A 16,386-nucleotide genomic window follows, 5' to 3' on the forward strand; every position below is an offset into this window, starting at 1 on the left:
ACCGGTGATAACAGCAAAGAGGAATGAAATCTTTCCTGGCAAGATATCCGTCAATCAAAAAACTTGGAATTCATAGATGACCGTGAAATTTGACAGTTGTGGTTAAGCTGATTAGATTTCAGTAGTGGAGAAACACTCAATGATAACGAACAATACAATACTGGTTGTTGATGACGAAATTGGCATCCGCGAGCTGCTGTCTGAAATTTTGCGGGATGAAGGATATCGCGTGGCGTTGGCCGAGAATGCCGAGCAAGCGAGGATCTGGCGCGCGCAGACGCGCCCCGATCTGGTGCTGCTGGATATCTGGATGCCCGATACGGATGGTATTACGCTCTTGAAAGAGTGGGCCAGCAATGGCTTGCTGACGATGCCGGTGATCATGATGTCCGGGCATGGCACGATTGATACGGCGGTGGAGGCAACCCGCATTGGCGCATTCGGTTATCTGGAAAAGCCGATACCGTTGCAGAAGTTGTTGAGCACGGTCAGCAAGGCTTTGCGCGGGGCGCAAAACAAGCAGCAATCAGCGCTGTCACTGGCCAGTCTGGGTAAAGGCGCTTTGATTCTTGATCTGAGAAAAAGGCTGGAACAAGTGGTGAACTTGAAAACACCCGTGTTGCTGATGGGTGAACCGGGCGCGGGTGCGGAAATTTGCGCGCGTTTTATGCATCGTCCGGGCACGCCATGGGTGGAACCCGAGACGTTGACGGGATTGGCTGAATCACCGTTGGATTTGCTGGAGCTTGCGCGTGACGGGCTGTTGTTTCTCAAGGATGTCGGCGAAATCAGTAAACTGGCGCAAAAAGGCTTGCTGTTATTGCTGAGTAAGCTGGAGAAGTATAACGTCCGGCTGGTTTGCGCCACATCGCAACCGTTGGCGGAGTTGACCGCGCAGGGCACTTACCATCCCAAGCTGTACGAAATATTGAGCAGTCTCAGTATCGGCATTCCGGCATTGCGGGCGCACCGGGAGGACATTCCCGAGCTGGCCGGTCAAATCTTGTCGCGTTTCGTTGAATCGGGAGAAGCTTCGTCCACGTTACAGTTCAGTACCGCAGCGTTAAATTGCCTGCGCAATTACGATTGGCCCGGCAACTTGACGCAGTTAACCGGTGTCGTGCATTCGCTGGCACTGACTTGCACGTCCGATGAGATTTCGGTCGAAGCTGTGCAGCAGGCGATGGTTTTCCCGGAATCGGCCTCGTCATCAGTTTCGCCGGAGATTCCACTCGATCTTTCCCTGCGCGAAGCGCGCGATTTGTTTGAAAAAACTTACTTCGAAAGATTAATCGACCAAGAAAATGGCAACATGACGCGAGTCGCGGAACGCGCTGGATTGGAGCGCACACACCTGTACCGCAAAATAAAATTATTGGGAATTAAATTGCGGGGGAACTGATTTTTTAAAGAAATTCCGCTGCTACCGGATTGGTTTTAGGCGCAAAAAATGAAGGTCTCTAGTTGTCCTATCCTCTATCTTAGGGGATAATATCGCATTAATTTATTTACCGATACGATGTGTTCCTATTCAATTAGCGCACAGTTCGATCTTTTTTATTCGTTTAAAATATTAGGGAGTTAGTGTTAATGGGGACATTCAAGGATTTTGACGCGCCGGTGTTTAAGGATTTAACCAGCGCAATACGTGCATTGGCGATGGATGCAGTGCAAAAAGCCAATTCCGGTCACCCCGGTATGCCGATGGGAATGGCGGAAATCGCTGAAGTGCTGTGGATTCATCATCTGCGTCATAATCCTGGTAATCCGGGGTGGGTTGATCGTGACCGGTTTATTCTTTCCAACGGGCATGGATCGATGCTGATTTATGCTTTATTGCATCTGACGGGTTACGATCTGCCGATGGAAGAGATTAAGAAATTCCGGCAATTTCATTCCAAGACACCCGGTCATCCGGAATATGGTTACACACCGGGTGTGGAAACCACAACCGGCCCATTAGGCCAGGGCATTACCAACGCTGTGGGCATGGCGCTGGCGGAAAAAATACTCGCCGCAGAATTTAACCGCCCCGGTTACAACATTGTCGATCACCATACCTACGTTTTCCTGGGGGATGGCTGTCTGATGGAAGGTATTTCGCATGAAGCTTGTTCTTTGGCGGGTACTTTAGGTTTAGGAAAACTGATTTGTTTCTACGATGATAACGGTATTTCCATCGATGGTCATGTGGAAGGCTGGTTTACCGATGACACGCCGAAACGGTTTGAGTCCTATGGCTGGCACGTAGTGCCTAACGTCAACGGGCACGACCCGGTGGCCATAGAGGCCGCGATTGAAGCTGCGAAAAAGGTCAATGATAAACCAACCATGATTTGCTGCAAAACGGTTATCGGGCTGGGATCACCCAATATGGCCAATACCCACTCGGTACACGGTGCCGCATTGGGTGATGCTGAAATCGCGGCTGCTCGTCCGCACATTGGCTGGCATCATCCGCCTTTTGAAATCCCTCAGGAAGTTTATAGCGCCTGGGACGCAAGAGCGAAAGGACAGGCGCTGGAAACCGAATGGAACCAGAAATTTGCTGAATACGCGGAAAAGTATCCGGCTGAAGCAGCCGAATTCAATCGCCGCACCGCTGGTGAGTTGCCTGCGAACTGGCGCAGTCATGTCGACGGCGTTATCAATCAAGTTAACGCAAAAGCGGAAACCATTGCTAGCCGTAAAGCTTCGCAAAATGCAATCGAAGGTTTGGCACCAGTTCTGCCCGAATTACTCGGCGGTTCTGCCGACTTGGCTGGCTCCAATCTGACCTTGTGGTCAGGCTCAAAAGGGATCAGCAAACAAAACGGCGGTAACTACGTGTACTACGGTGTGCGCGAATTTGGCATGAGCGCCATGATGAATGGCTTGTCGTTGCATGGCGGCTTGATTCCTTACGGTGCTACTTTCCTGATGTTCTCAGAATATGCGCGTAATGCATTGCGCATGGCCGCACTGATGAAGATTCGCAATATTTTCGTCTTTACGCATGATTCCATCGGTCTGGGTGAAGATGGTCCGACGCACCAGCCGGTAGAACAAACCGCAACCTTGCGTTTAATCCCTAACATGGATGTATGGCGTCCTTGCGATACGGTAGAGTCGACCGTGTCATGGGCGCGCGCCATCGAACGCAAAAACGGTCCGTCGACATTAATATTCAGCCGTCAGAATCTGCCATTCCAGAAACGCGATGCCGCTACCATTCAGCTGATCGATAAAGGCGGTTATATATTATCCGAGGCCGGTAATGGCAAGCCACAAGCGATTTTGATTGCGACAGGCTCCGAAGTGGGGTTGGCCATGAGTGCGCAAAAAGCGCTGGCCGAAGAAGGCGTTCATGTGCGTGTAGTTTCCATGCCGTGCACGAATGTATTCGATCGCCAGGAACCATCCTATAAGGACAGTGTCTTGCTGAAGGGTGTTAAGCGCGTAGCGGTGGAAGCTGGCGTAACTGATTTCTGGCGTAAGTATGTTGGACTGGACGGCGCGGTAGTCGGCATGGACACTTTTGGTGAATCAGCGCCTGCGGATGTGTTATTCAAGCATTTTGGCTTTACCGTCGAGAACGTTGTTAAAACAGTCAAAGGCATTCTCTGATCCAATTTATGATTAAAGCAGCCGGATGATAAATTGCATTCATCCGGAAGCAACAAGTTTCTTATTCAAGGAGTTTTAGTATGACAATTAAGGTTGGTATTAATGGGTTTGGTCGTATCGGGCGTATGGTTTTCCGCTCAGCTGTGCAGAATTTTTCGGATATCGAAATCGTTGCCATCAACGATTTGCTAGAGCCGGATTATCTGGCTTATATGTTAAAGCATGACTCAGTGCATGGCCGCTTCCATGGTGATGTTTCCATCGAGGGCAATACCCTGGTGGTAAATGGCAAAAAAATCCGCTTAACTGCGGTTAAAGATCCGGCCGAGCTGAAATGGAATGAAGTGGGCGCCGAAGTCGTCATCGAGTCAACAGGTCTCTTTCTGACGAAAGAAACCTGTGAAAAACATTTAGCGGCTGGCGCCAAGAAAGTCATCATGTCTGCACCTTCCAAAGACGATACACCGATGTTTGTGTATGGCGTGAATGACAAATCCTACAAAGGCGAAAGCATCATTTCCAATGCTTCTTGCACCACCAACTGTCTGGCTCCGATCGCCAAAGTATTGAACGACAAATGGGGGATCAAGCGTGGTCTGATGACTACCGTGCATGCCGCAACCGCAACGCAAAAAACCGTGGATGGTCCATCCAATAAAGATTGGCGTGGTGGCCGCGGTATTCTCGAAAATATTATTCCTTCTTCAACTGGTGCTGCCAAAGCAGTGGGCGTTGTGATTCCGCAACTGAACAAAAAACTGACCGGCATGGCTTTCCGTGTTCCGACATCGGACGTATCGGTAGTTGATTTGACCTGCGAGCTGGAAAAAGAAGCGACCTACGACGAAATTTGCAAAGCGATGAAAGAAGCTTCCGAAGGTTCCATGAAAGGCGTGCTCGGATATACCGATCAAAAAGTGGTATCCACCGACTTCCGTGGTGAAAGCTGCACCTCTATTTTCGACGCCGAAGCAGGTATGGCGTTGGATAAGAGCTTTGTCAAAGTGGTTGCGTGGTACGACAATGAATGGGGTTATTCCACCAAAGTACTGGAGATGGTGCGTACTGTCGCCAAGTAGTTTTGTATGCTCAGATAGGCAATCAAAATAGGATGTCTTGATTGCTATCTGATTTAAATAGTTAATTTATTAAGACATAAAGGGTAGCGCTGCTATCCTTTATATTTTGTTAAAGACATTTCTGGAGCTTACTGTGTCCGTTATTAAACTAGTTGACCTTGACCTTAAAGGTAAACGTGTATTTATTCGCGCTGATCTGAATGTCCCTGTAAAAGATGGAAAAGTGACCTCGGATGCACGCATTACCGCCTCGATGGCGACCATTAATCACTGCATCAAACAAGGCGCGAAAGTGATGGTGACTTCTCACTTGGGCCGCCCTGAAGAAGGCGTGTGGACTGAAGAGAATTCTCTGAAACCGGTGGCTGATAATATTGCCAGCCGTTTGGGAAAACCGGTGCGTTTAATCAAGGACTGGGTTGATGGCGGATTTGATGTTGCGGCTGGAGAATTAGTCGTACTGGAGAACTGCCGCATCAATAAAGGCGAAAAGAAAAACGTCGAGGAGACCGCACAAAAATACGCAAAACTATGCGATGTCTTTGTCATGGACGCATTCGGCACCGCGCACCGCGCGGAAGCCTCTACCCACGGCATCGCTAAATATGCCCCCGTGGCTTGCGCCGGTATTCTGCTGACAGAAGAATTGGATGCGCTGACCAAAGCGCTGTTGAGTCCAGCGCGTCCGATGGTGGCGATTGTCGGCGGCTCGAAGGTTTCCACCAAGCTGACCGTGCTCGAATCGCTGTCCGAGAAAGTAGATCAACTGGTGGTCGGCGGTGGTATTGCCAATACCTTCTTGAAAGCAACCGGCAAAAATGTCGGCAAATCACTGTGCGAAGATGATCTGGTTCCAACAGCCAAGGCCTTGATGGATAAAATGGCGAAACGCAATGCCTCGATCCCGATTGCGGTCGACGTGGTGACCGGTAAAAAATTTGATGCCAATGAGCCTGCGGTATTGAAAGATGCCGGTGCTGTAGCTGACGATGACATGATTTTTGATATCGGCCCTAAAAGCGCGCAAGAATTGGTGGATATCATTATGAAAGCCGGTACGGTGGTGTGGAACGGCCCGGTCGGTGTGTTTGAGTTTGATCAATTTGGCGCCGGAACCGAAAAAATCGCGCGTGCGATTGCGGAAACGAAAGCTTTCACGTTAGCAGGCGGCGGTGATACCATTGCAGCTATTCAAAAGTATGATATCTACGACAAAGTTTCCTATATTTCAACCGCAGGCGGGGCATTCCTGGAGTTTCTGGAAGGTAAAAAACTCCCGGCAGTAGAAATATTGGAGATGCGTGCCAAATAATCAACCAGAAAAATCATGATTCGAAGAACAAAAATTGTAGCGACCCTGGGTCCCGCCTGTAACAATCCAAAAATCTTGGATCGTTTAATCCGGGCCGGTGTTGATGTTGTTCGGATCAATTTTTCGCACGGTACGCGCGAACAGCATATCGAATTCGCCGAGATGACACGGTCGCTGGCGCGGGCTGCTGGTCTTACGGTCGGCGTACTGGCCGATCTGCAAGGGCCGAAAATACGCGTCGGTAGATTCGAGCACGGTAAGATCAGGCTCGAAGTCGGCGATCAATTCATTCTGGATGCTAATTGTGAATTAGGCAATCAGGAAAGAGTCGGTCTGGATTATAAGGAATTGCCGAACGATCTGGAAACCGGCGCTACGCTGATGCTGGACGATGGCCGGATTGTACTCGGTGTATCGCATGTGAAAGGTCATCAGGTATTCTGCGTGGTCGAGCAGGGCGGAATACTGTCCAATAATAAAGGTATTAACCGTAAAGGTGGCGGACTTGGTGCGCCAGCGCTGACCAGCAAGGATCTGGAAGACATCAAAACAGCAGCCGAACTGGGCGCGGATTACTTAGCCGTATCGTTTGTCCGCTCAGGCGACGATATCCGCCAAGCGCGCGCATTGTTTCAAGAGGCAGGCGGCAGAGGCATGATCATGGCCAAGATCGAACGCTCCGAGGCTATTCTTGCTTTGGACGATATTCTCGAAGCCTCGGATGCCATTATGGTGGCGCGCGGTGATCTGGCGGTTGAAGTCGGCGATGCCGCCGTTCCGGCGCTGCAAAAAAGAATGATCCGCTCCGCGCGCGCCAACAATAAAACCGTGGTAACCGCCACGCAAATGATGGAATCGATGATTACCAATCCGATTCCAACACGGGCGGAAGTATCGGATGTGGCCAACGCAGTGCTGGATGGCACCGATGCAGTCATGCTGTCGGCGGAATCCGCCGCCGGAGAATATCCGGTGGAAGCGGTCGAAGCGATGGCCAGAGTTTGCTTGGAAGCGGAAAAGGAATACTTGGTCAACACCGACCGGCGGATGCAGAATATCAATCCGGCGACTATCGAAGAAGCCATTGCCCGAGCCACCATGTACACTGCCAGCGGCTTACAGATTCGCGCCATCGCCGCACTGACACAAAGCGGTGTGACCGCGTTGTTGATGTCGCGCAGAAGCTCCAAAGTACCTATTTTTGCGTTGAGCCCCAACGAGGAAACGCGCAGAAGGGTGACGTTGTTCAGAGGTGTATATCCGGTGGAATTCGGCGCAGGATTGAACGATCCGGAAGAAATTCTGAATCTGGCCGAACAGGAATTACTCAATCGCGGTGTGGTACGCAGCGGTGATATCATGGTGATGACGATCGGCGAACCGGTGGGTAAAACCGGTGGCACCAATACGATGAAGATCATCAGAGTCGGCGAATGGAAAACAAGACAAGGTATTGATGCGAAATAAGCTGTCTGCGGATGCGAATCCGGCATTGGCGCAGCGCGAACGGCAGTGGAAAGAATCAAAAGGTATTCATTAAGAATATGCTTATACTGGTATACAATTTTATTAAGATAATCAATAAGGAGATCTAGATGGCACTCGTATCATTAAGACAACTACTCGATCACGCGGCGGAAAACGGTTACGGCCTGCCCGCTTTCAACGTCAACAACCTGGAACAGATCCAGGCGATCATGCAAGCAGCGGATGAATGCAACAGCCCGGTCATCATGCAAGGTTCCGCCGGTGCGAGAAAATATGCCGGTGAAGCATTTTTACGTCATTTGATTGAAGCAGCTGTTGAATCCTATCCGCATATCCCGATTGTGATGCACCAGGATCACGGTGCTTCTCCTTCTGTTTGTGTCAATGCGATTCGTAGCGGTTTCTCAAGCGTCATGATGGACGGTTCATTGCAAGCAGATGCCAAAACACCGTCTTCGTACGAATACAACGTTAATGTTACGGCCGATGTCGTTAACATCGCACACTCTGTTGGCGTATCGGTAGAAGGCGAACTGGGTTGCCTGGGATCTCTGGAATCCGGTATGGGTGAAGCCGAAGACGGTCACGGCGCGGAAGGCGTGTTATCGCACGATCAACTGTTGACCGATCCGGAAGAAGCCGCCGATTTTGTCCGTAAAACCGGTGTGGATGCACTGGCAATCGCTATCGGAACCTCGCATGGCGCGTACAAATTCACTCGCAAACCCACCGGCGATATCCTGGCGATCCAACGCATCAAGGAAATCCATGCACGTATCCCCAACACGCATTTGGTCATGCACGGCTCCAGCTCGGTACCGCAAGAATGGCTGGAAATCATCCGCCAATTCGGCGGCGACATCAAAGAAACCTACGGTGTTCCGGTCGAAGAAATTCAACAAGGGATCAAGTATGGCGTGCGTAAAGTCAACATCGACACGGATATCCGCTTAGCGATGACCGGCGCGATCCGCCGCAGCCTGGAAAAAGACAAAAGCAATTTCGATCCGCGCAAATTCCTGAAAGAAGCGACTGCCGCTGCTAAAGATATTTGTAAAGCACGCTTCGAAGCCTTCGGCTGCGCCGGACAAGCCGGAAAAATCAAACCGATTTCTCTGGAAAGCATGGCGAACCGCTATGCTAAAGGCGAATTGAACGCGGTTATTAAGTAAGTCAAATTACATTGGTATCTAATAAACCTATGATTGATGGTGCCTTTGCAGTATCAGTCATAGGAAGTTCTCAATCTGAGAGTTTCGATAGTGCTCCAACATTTATTCGAGTTAGTGAAAAATTAGATTGTGATGTGCTTAGCAGATATAACTCAAACTGAGATCAACACGGTTACGATGATTGTAGGGATTGTAACTGCGATAGTCGCGATTCTGCAGTATGGTCATACGAAGCGTAGTGAATTCCGAAAGCGTTTCTGGGAAGAGCAGCTGGAAATCTATAAGCGAACATGTGTGGCAGCAGCAGGTATTGCTACAGCAAGCAGTATTGCGTTAGTCAAGAAAGAATGTGAGGAATTCTGGCGACTGTATTGGGGTGAGCCTTCAATCTTAGAAAGTAAAGGTGTGAAAGATGCAATGGTAGATTTTGGTAAACAGTTGTACTTAGTCGAAGCTGAACAGGCTCATCCAAAATCTCTTGAAGACTTATCGTATCAACTTGCTCGTGCATGTAGAATTTCATTAGAAAGAACATGGGCTCCTGTTGATATTGACGATCTTCCCTTGAAAAAATAGGCCGTCATCTCATTATAGAGAAGTCAGCGTCCTCAGATTTCGACTTCAACTAGAAAACTGATGAGCGAAATACTGCAATTTTGATTGTGTTTCCAAAATCAAAATTAGTTTTTGGGAGGTACATACCCCGCTGCCTGTTCCGCCCCTTCCCCAAAAAAATGCGCTTCCATTTGTTCCGCCAGATATTTCCGTGCTTTGGCGTCTGATAGATTCAAACGGTTTTCGTTGACCAGCGTGGTTTGGTGTTTGATCCACTGGCTCCAGGCTTCCTTGGAAACATTCTCAAAAATTCTTTTGCCCAGTTCGCCGGGGTAAGTTTGAAAATCCAGGCCTTCGGCTTCGCGGCCTAGTTTGATGCATTTCACCATTCTTGCCATGTCGTATCCTTGCTCCAAGTCAGTAAAAGAGTATTGGAAATTCTCTGAACCACATATCGCGGCTGGTGCTGAGCTTGCCGGAGGACATGATCTGAATTTCCCGTTGAGGAAAGACCGGCATTATGAAACGTTCGTTTCACTGAGTAAACAGCCGAAGTGTATTTTCTATGGAAAAATTATAAGTGTTTGATTAACACTTTCGAGCGGCGCTGGTAGTTATATAAATTCTGTTTAGTTTTCGGTAATTCGGCTGGGGTAGCCTGGCTGAAGCCGTGTTCGATGAACCAATGCGTGGCATGCGTGGTGAGTACGAACAGTTTGTGGATGCCTTGCGCGATGGTTTTGTTTTCGATGTGCTTGAGCAAGCGTTCGCCGTGTCCCTGATCGCGGTAATCCGGGTGAATCGCCAGACAGGCGAGTTCGCACGCGTGTTCTTCGGGGAAGGGATACAGCGCGGCGCAGCCAAGGATGATGCCGTCGTGCTCGAATACGGTAAACCGGTCGATTTCGATTTCCAGCAATTCACGCCCGCGTCTGACCAGAATGCCTTCGGCTTCGAGCGGTTCGATCAGTTGCAAGATGCCACCGACATCGTCGATGCGCGCTTTGCGCAGCGCTTGCAGTGTTTCTTGCGAAATCATGCAGCCGATGCCATCGTGCGTAAACAGTTCCTGGACGATGGCGCCGTCGATATGCCGGCTGACCAGATGCGCACGCGTCACGCCCAATTCACAGGCTTTGGTCGCGTATTGCAGCGATGATCGGATCGCATCCGGTATCGGCGCTGCGGTTGCCGGTGTTTTGTTTTCCAGCAGCAATTTGCTTTCCGGCAAGGTGAGTTCACGCGGCAATACTGAGGTATCCGCGCTATCCAACAGAAGAATCAGTTTCTCGGCGTGAAGTGCGATGGCGGTTTCGGTCGCCACATTTTCCATCGTCAAGTTAAAAATCTCGCCGGTGGGCGAGTATCCCAGCGGCGAAATCAGCACTACATCGCCTTGCTCCAGACGCGAATGAATCGCCGGAGCATTGATTTTTCGTACTTTCCCGGTATGCATCAGGTCGATGCCCTGAATGACGCCATAAGGGCAGGCGGTGACAAAGTTCCCGCTGGTCACGCGGATGGCGGCATTGGCCATCGGCGAATTGGGCAAGCCCATCGACAACAATGCGGCGATCTCGTGGTGCACGCGCCCGACCGATTCCTTGACGCACTGTAACGCGGCGGGGTCGGTGACGCGCATGCCCATCACGGTTTGTGTTTCCAGTTGCGACTCATCCAGGCGCAGTTGAATTTGCGGACGCGCGCCATGCACCAGTACCAGCCGGACACCGAGGCTGGCGAGCAGATTGACGTCGTGAATAAAATCGACAAAGGCGGCGTTCGTGACCATTTCGCCGCTAAAACCGATGACGAAGGTTTTTCCCCTGAACGCGTTGATATAGGGAGCAACCGAGCGGAACCAGGCGACAAATTCAGCAGGTGTGTTCATGGTCTGTGAAGATAGCGGATTTTTGTTCATGCGATCGGTTAAAAATCACCCCACAAGGTTTGTAATGCGGCAATAGCCGTCAAAGCCGCGCTTTCGGTGCGCAAGATGCGTTTTCCCAAACGCAGCGGGACGAAGCCGGTGTGTAAAACAGCTGCTTCTTCTTCCGGCGTAAACCCGCCTTCCGGTCCGATCACGAGCGCCAGATTGGCATCGGCAGGTGGTTTGGCAATCTCTTTCAAACTTTGCGTGGCTGTCGTGGATAACATAAAGCAACCATCACGAGGCGATCGGTCAGTTTTCTTCCGGCTCAGCCATTCCGGCAGCGAGATCAACGGCAATACTTGCGGTACGTAATTTCTGCCGCATTGCTCGCACGCGGAAATGACGATTTTTTGCCAGTGTTGCTGGCGTTTGCCGGCGCGCTCGCCGGACAAGTGCACGATACTGCGTGCCGTGGTCACGGGTTGAATGCGCGTCACACCCAGTTCCACCGCTTTTTGTATGATCCAATCCATCTTTTCATTGACGCAGACGGCTTGGGCCAGCTCAATCGACAGCGGAGATTCGCGCTCCATCGCGTGATAGGCGTCGATCCGGACGGCCGTGCTGGATTTGGTGATGCTGGTGATGTGTGCGGAGAATTCACCGCCCTGTCCATTGAACAACGTGACTGCATCGCTCTCTTTCAGCCGCAATACCCGCGCGGCATGGTGTTTGTTCCCGGCCGATAATTCGATAACCGTTCCGGCAATGATTTCTTCGGGATGGTAGAAGCGCGCATGCATGATGGGGGCTGACCGGGGTAAGTAGCAATTCGATAAATGGACTCATGATAATATAGCACGTTATTTATCCGGCATTCATTGTCTGACCGCTGTTTCAATGGGTGAGCGCGGCAGGCTGGAGAAGCGGTTTTCAAGATTATTATCGATAGTAGGAGAAAAGAATATGGCAAGTTTGGAAACACCGGTTTGTGATTTTGGCTGGAAAGCGGTTGATTTTGATTTGCTGGGCGTCGACGGCAAACGCTATAACCTGGCTTCCGCAAAAGGGGAAAACGGCCTGCTGGTGATGTTTATCTGCAATCATTGCCCGTATGTGAAAGCAGTGCAGGATCGCATCATTCGCGATGTGAATGAATTGAAATCGCACGGCATCAATGCCATTGCGATCATGTCCAATGACCCGGCCGATTACCCGGAAGATTCATTTGAAAACATGGCGCTGGTGGCGAAACAATTAAATTATCCTTTCCCGTATGTGTGGGATGAAACACAGGAAATAGCCAAACGCTATGGCGCGGTGTGCACACCGGATTTCTTCGGTTTCAACAGCAAACTGGAATTGCAGTATCGCGGCCGCTTGGACGCATCGCGCAAAGAAGCCGCGCCCGCCGATGTGCGCCGGGATTTGTTCGAGGGTATGTTGCAAGTCGCCAAAACCGGCCGCGGCCCGGTGGAACAAATCCCCAGCATCGGTTGTTCGATCAAGTGGCGGTCGGAGTAAACGTGCTAGAAGAAGTGATCACGGCGGTAAAAGAAGTCGCGCAGCAAGTCATCATGCCGCGCTACCTGCAAGTCGACCGTCAGATTAAAGCGGACGGCAGTTTTTTTACCGAAGCGGATGTCGCGGCACAGAATGCGCTGTTGGAAAAGCTGCAAAAAATTCATCCAGCCGCCGCGATGGGCGAGGAAATGACAAAACAGGAGCAGGAAGCGCAGTGGATCAAGGGGCAATCCGGGTTGTGGAGCATCGACCCGATCGATGGCACGTCTAACTTTCTCAATGGGTTACCGTACTTCGCCATTTCAGTGGCGTTCATGGAGCAAGGCAAGAGTGTGCTGGGCGTGATCTACAATCCGGTAACGGATGAGATGTTTTATGCCACCAAAGGCGGCGGTGCTTTTTTGAATGGTATTGCGTTGCCGCTGAAGACGTATACGCCGGCATTATCGGGTGCCATGGCCAATGTCGATTTAAAACGGCTGGATCGGAAATTCGCGGCCAGAGTGGCTGCTTATCCACCGTTTGCCTCGCAGCGCAACTTCGGTGCGTGCGCGCTGGAATGGTGCTATACCGCCGCCGGTTATTTTGATTTATATCTGCACGGCGGACAGAAGCCGTGGGATTACGGCGCGGGTTCATTGATTCTCGCAGAAGCGGGCGGACATATGTGCGGCTTCGAACAGGATGACTACTGGGCGGGATCGCCGTGGACGCGATCCGTGATAGCGGCACTGGATCCCGGGCTATTTGCGCAATGGCGTGACTGGGTGCGCGAGAACCGGAAAGAGTAGGTTGTTCAAGTGAAAATTATCATTCTGGGCGCGGGTCAAGTCGGTTCGTCGGTCGCTGAGAGCTTGGTCAGTGAAGCCAACGACATTACCATGGTCGATATCGATTCCAAGCGTTTGGCGTTATTGCAGGATCGCTTGGATTTGCGTACGGTTGTTGGCAACGCGTCGCATCCATCGGTGTTGGTGAATGCCGGGGCGCATGATGCAGATATGGTGCTGGCCGTAACAGAGCACGATGAGACCAATCTAGTGGCGTGTAAGCTTGCCGCCACACTGTTTAACACACCGACTAAAATTGCCCGGATCCGCTCCACGGAGTATTTGACGCATCCGGAAATTTTTTCAACGGAAAACTTCTGCGTCGATTTTGCCATTTCACCCGAACAGATTCTGACTGAATATATTGAGAAACTCGTTGAGTTTCCCGAAGCCTTGCAGGTGCTCGATTTCGCATCGGGAAAAGTAAGCTTGGTGGCGGTGCGCGCGTTAAAAGGCGGTTCGCTGGTCGGACAGGAATTACAGCAATTGCGCAAGCATGTGCCCAATGTGGATACGCGCGTGGCGGCTATTTTCCGTCAAGACCGGCCGATCATTCCGGAAGGCGACACCATCATCGAAGCGGAAGATGAGGTATTTTTCATTGCCGCAACCGAAGACATTCGCACCATCATGCGGGAATTGCGCAAAATGGACAGGCCGGTCAAACATGTGATGATCGCTGGTGGCGGAAAAATCGGCAGGCGTCTGGCCATGACGCTGGAAAAAGATTATCAGGTCAGGATCATAGAACGCAATTACCAAGCTTGTGAGCGTTTGGCGGGTGAATTGAGCAATGCGCTGGTGCTGCACGGCGATGCAACGGATGAAACCTTGCTGGAGAGTGAGAGCATTGCCGAGATGGATTTGTTTTGCGCGCTGACGAATGACGAAGAGAACAACATTATGGCGGCGCTGCTGGCGAAACGGATGGGGGCGCATAAAGTGATTGCGCTGATCAATCGCCGCGCTTACGTGGATCTGGTGCAAGGCAGTCGTATTGATATCGCGATCTCGCCAGCGCAAGTGACGATCGGCTCATTGCTGGCTTATGTCCGGCACGGCGATGTTGCTGCTGTGCACAGCTTGAGGCGCGGTGCGGCGGAGGCACTGGAGCTGGTCGCGCATGGCGATGCCAGATCGTCCAATGTGGTCGGACGCAAGATTGATGAAATCAAGCTGCCAAAAGGCGCGACCATTGGCGCAATAGTGCGTGGTTTGCCGAGAACCGAAGGGTTATTCGGCGAGAGTTTGAGTTCCGCAGAGCTGGAAAAGAATTTAGCTGAGTCCAGTCACTCAATACGCGTCATCATTGCGCATCACGATACGGTCATCGAATCGGAAGATCATGTGATTCTATTTGTGGTCAACCGGAAAATGATTCGCGAAGTGGAAAAACTGTTTCAGGTTAACGTTGGTTTTCTGTAGCACATCATTCCATGAATCGGTTGCTTACGGTTGTTAATGTGCTGGGTAAGATGGTGCTGGTATTCGGGCTGACCATGCTGATTCCATTCGGTTTGGCGCTATGGATCGATGACGGTGCGCGTTTTGTTTTTGGCGAGTCTATTCTGATTACCCTCGGTAGCGGTTTAGTCATGTGGCTCGCGACACGCCGCTATCAACGTGAATTGCAGACGCGCGATGGCTTTTTGCTGGTGGTCATGGTGTGGTCCGGGTTACCGGCTTTTGCCATGCTGCCATTACTGCTGTATTTGCCCGAACTCAATCTCAGCATGGCTTATTTTGAAGCTGTTTCGGGCTTAACCGCTACCGGTGGTACGGTATTGTCGGGGTTGGATGCGTTGCCGCCGTCCATCAACCTATGGCGTGGCGAAATTGTGTGGCTTGGCGGTATGGGTCTGATTGTGCTCGCGGTAGCGATCTTACCATTGCTGGGCGTCGGCGGACGGCAATTGCTGAATGCTGAAATACCGGGGCCCATGAAAGAAAACAAACTGACGCCGCGTATCGCTGAAACAGCTAAAGGGTTGTGGTCGATCTACGCGAGTCTGACCTTGGCGTGTGTTTTTGCTTACAAGTGGGCAGGCATGGATTGGTTTGATGCGGTCATGCACGCTTTCACAACTTTGGGATTAGGCGGTTTTTCATCGCATGACGCAAGTTATGCTTACTGGGATTCTCCGCTCATTGAATCGGTTGCAATTGTCTTTATGCTGATTGCCGGAATAAATTTTGCGACCCATTTTCTGGCTTGGCGGGCAAAAAGCTTAACGCCTTATCGCTATGATTCCGAAGTGAGCTGGTATGTCATGATCCTTTTTCTCAGTTGCGCCGGATTGGCATTGTATCTTTGGTTAACCGGCGTTTACTCCGAGCCGCTGATAGCCTTGCGTTATGCCGCTTTCAATATCGTATCCGTTGCCACGACGACCGGCTACAGTAATACCGATTATAACCTGTGGCCGATATTCGTTCCTCTCTGGATGTTATTTTTATCCGGATTTTGCACTTCTTCAGGCTCCACTGGCGGTGGCATTAAGATGATACGGGCCCGTATTCTGTATCAGCAGGTTTATCGTGAAATTATTACGATTATGCATCCCAATGCGGTAATGCCCGCGAAACTTGGGAGAAGTGTGCTGGCAAGCCGGGTCATTCTTGCAGTCTTGGTATTTCTGTTTGTTTATACGGCGAGTATCGTGCTGATGATGCTGATGCTCACATTGAGCGGATTGGATGTCATTACAGCTTTTTCGGCCGCGGTGGCTTGCATCAATAATCTAGGGCCGGGGCTTGGGGAAATTGGACCGGCAACCACTTATGCATCGCTAACGGATTTTCAGACATGGATATGTAGCTTTGCCATGTTGCTGGGTAGATTGGAATTTTTTACCGTGCTCGCTATATTTACGCCTGCATTCTGGAGGAAATAAAATCCAGAATGGTACAAGCTTAGTTTATGCCAAATTTTCGTAAGGAGTATGGG

At 50.7% G+C, this 16,386-nt stretch carries 14 protein-coding genes; 11 read left to right on the forward strand and 3 right to left on the reverse strand.

Translation table 11 applies throughout. From position 1 onward, the window contains the following. Window positions 1–139: 139 nt before the first annotated feature. From R2103_RS01525 to R2103_RS01555, 7 genes are all read left to right on the forward strand, one after another. Window positions 140–1,402, forward strand: coding sequence for a sigma-54 dependent transcriptional regulator (locus tag R2103_RS01525; protein ID WP_317529810.1), 1,263 nt, complete (start codon window positions 140–142; stop codon window positions 1,400–1,402). Window positions 1,403–1,590: 188 nt separating this feature from the next. After that, a complete protein-coding gene (tkt, locus tag R2103_RS01530) occupies window positions 1,591–3,606 on the forward strand; it encodes a transketolase (protein WP_317529811.1) in 2,016 nt (671 codons plus the stop codon). 80 nt (window positions 3,607–3,686) lie between these two features. After that, window positions 3,687–4,685 carry a type I glyceraldehyde-3-phosphate dehydrogenase gene (gap, locus tag R2103_RS01535; RefSeq protein ID WP_317529812.1) on the forward strand — a complete coding sequence of 333 codons (999 nt, stop codon included), beginning with the start codon at window positions 3,687–3,689 and terminating at the stop codon, window positions 4,683–4,685. Window positions 4,686–4,818: 133 nt separating this feature from the next. Further along, complete coding sequence (locus R2103_RS01540) at window positions 4,819–5,997, forward strand: phosphoglycerate kinase (protein ID WP_317529813.1); 1,179 nt, start codon at window positions 4,819–4,821, stop codon at window positions 5,995–5,997. 15 nt (window positions 5,998–6,012) lie between these two features. After that, window positions 6,013–7,464 carry a pyruvate kinase gene (pyk, locus tag R2103_RS01545; RefSeq protein WP_132427299.1) on the forward strand — a complete coding sequence of 484 codons (1,452 nt, stop codon included), beginning with the start codon at window positions 6,013–6,015 and terminating at the stop codon, window positions 7,462–7,464. A 128-nt stretch (window positions 7,465–7,592) separates the two neighbouring features. After that, the gene (gene fba / locus R2103_RS01550) at window positions 7,593–8,657 is read left to right on the forward strand and encodes a class II fructose-bisphosphate aldolase (protein WP_108699500.1); all 1,065 of its coding nucleotides are present in this window, start codon (window positions 7,593–7,595) and stop codon (window positions 8,655–8,657) included. A 177-nt stretch (window positions 8,658–8,834) separates the two neighbouring features. After that, a complete protein-coding gene (locus R2103_RS01555) occupies window positions 8,835–9,233 on the forward strand; it encodes a hypothetical protein (RefSeq protein ID WP_317529814.1) in 399 nt (132 codons plus the stop codon). Window positions 9,234–9,337: 104 nt separating this feature from the next. On the opposite strand, the gene R2103_RS01560 is transcribed toward R2103_RS01555, so the two are convergent. From R2103_RS01560 to R2103_RS01570, 3 genes are all read right to left on the reverse strand, one after another. Next, on the reverse strand, window positions 9,338–9,610 hold the full coding sequence (locus tag R2103_RS01560; RefSeq protein ID WP_090317520.1) for an oxidative damage protection protein: 273 nt from the start codon (window positions 9,608–9,610) through the stop codon (window positions 9,338–9,340). 176 nt (window positions 9,611–9,786) lie between these two features. Continuing rightward, a complete protein-coding gene (gene argA / locus R2103_RS01565) occupies window positions 9,787–11,103 on the reverse strand; it encodes an amino-acid N-acetyltransferase (protein WP_317529815.1) in 1,317 nt (438 codons plus the stop codon). Between the two features lie 38 nt (window positions 11,104–11,141). Beyond that, window positions 11,142–11,888, reverse strand: coding sequence for a 16S rRNA (uracil(1498)-N(3))-methyltransferase (locus R2103_RS01570; RefSeq protein ID WP_317529816.1), 747 nt, complete (start codon window positions 11,886–11,888; stop codon window positions 11,142–11,144). Between the two features lie 163 nt (window positions 11,889–12,051). On the opposite strand from R2103_RS01570, the gene R2103_RS01575 reads away from it, so the two are divergent. From R2103_RS01575 to R2103_RS01590, 4 genes are read left to right on the forward strand one after another with little or no spacing between them, the layout of a single operon-like run. Further along, window positions 12,052–12,609, forward strand: a complete 558-nt coding sequence (locus R2103_RS01575) for a thioredoxin family protein (RefSeq protein WP_317529817.1) — start codon at window positions 12,052–12,054, stop codon at window positions 12,607–12,609. Between the two features lie 2 nt (window positions 12,610–12,611). Then, window positions 12,612–13,400, forward strand: a complete 789-nt coding sequence (locus R2103_RS01580) for an inositol monophosphatase (RefSeq protein WP_317529818.1) — start codon at window positions 12,612–12,614, stop codon at window positions 13,398–13,400. 9 nt (window positions 13,401–13,409) lie between these two features. Then, on the forward strand, window positions 13,410–14,864 hold the full coding sequence (gene trkA, locus R2103_RS01585; RefSeq protein ID WP_317529819.1) for a Trk system potassium transporter TrkA: 1,455 nt from the start codon (window positions 13,410–13,412) through the stop codon (window positions 14,862–14,864). Between the two features lie 11 nt (window positions 14,865–14,875). Continuing rightward, the gene (locus tag R2103_RS01590) at window positions 14,876–16,333 is read left to right on the forward strand and encodes a TrkH family potassium uptake protein (RefSeq protein ID WP_317529820.1); all 1,458 of its coding nucleotides are present in this window, start codon (window positions 14,876–14,878) and stop codon (window positions 16,331–16,333) included. The last annotated feature ends 53 nt before the right edge of the window (window positions 16,334–16,386 follow it).

This window comes from Nitrosomonas sp. Is24, assembly GCF_033063335.1.
Taxonomy (GTDB): Bacteria; Pseudomonadota; Gammaproteobacteria; order Burkholderiales; family Nitrosomonadaceae; genus Nitrosomonas.

What these genes read in the sequence shown, in the direction of transcription:
- R2103_RS01525 (WP_317529810.1), top strand. Translation starts at nt 140, where the DNA reads ATGATAACGAACAATACAATACTGGTTGTTGATGACGAAATTGGCATC.
- tkt (WP_317529811.1), top strand. Translation starts at nt 1,591, where the DNA reads ATGGGGACATTCAAGGATTTTGACGCGCCGGTGTTTAAGGATTTAACC.
- gap (WP_317529812.1), top strand. Translation starts at nt 3,687, where the DNA reads ATGACAATTAAGGTTGGTATTAATGGGTTTGGTCGTATCGGGCGTATG.
- pyk (WP_132427299.1), top strand. Translation starts at nt 6,013, where the DNA reads ATGATTCGAAGAACAAAAATTGTAGCGACCCTGGGTCCCGCCTGTAAC.
- fba (WP_108699500.1), top strand. Translation starts at nt 7,593, where the DNA reads ATGGCACTCGTATCATTAAGACAACTACTCGATCACGCGGCGGAAAAC.
- R2103_RS01555 (WP_317529814.1), top strand. Translation starts at nt 8,835, where the DNA reads ATGATTGTAGGGATTGTAACTGCGATAGTCGCGATTCTGCAGTATGGT.
- R2103_RS01560 (WP_090317520.1), bottom strand. Translation starts at nt 9,610, where the DNA reads ATGGCAAGAATGGTGAAATGCATCAAACTAGGCCGCGAAGCCGAAGGC.
- argA (WP_317529815.1), bottom strand. Translation starts at nt 11,103, where the DNA reads ATGAACACACCTGCTGAATTTGTCGCCTGGTTCCGCTCGGTTGCTCCC.
- R2103_RS01570 (WP_317529816.1), bottom strand. Translation starts at nt 11,888, where the DNA reads ATGCATGCGCGCTTCTACCATCCCGAAGAAATCATTGCCGGAACGGTT.
- R2103_RS01575 (WP_317529817.1), top strand. Translation starts at nt 12,052, where the DNA reads ATGGCAAGTTTGGAAACACCGGTTTGTGATTTTGGCTGGAAAGCGGTT.
- R2103_RS01590 (WP_317529820.1), top strand. Translation starts at nt 14,876, where the DNA reads ATGAATCGGTTGCTTACGGTTGTTAATGTGCTGGGTAAGATGGTGCTG.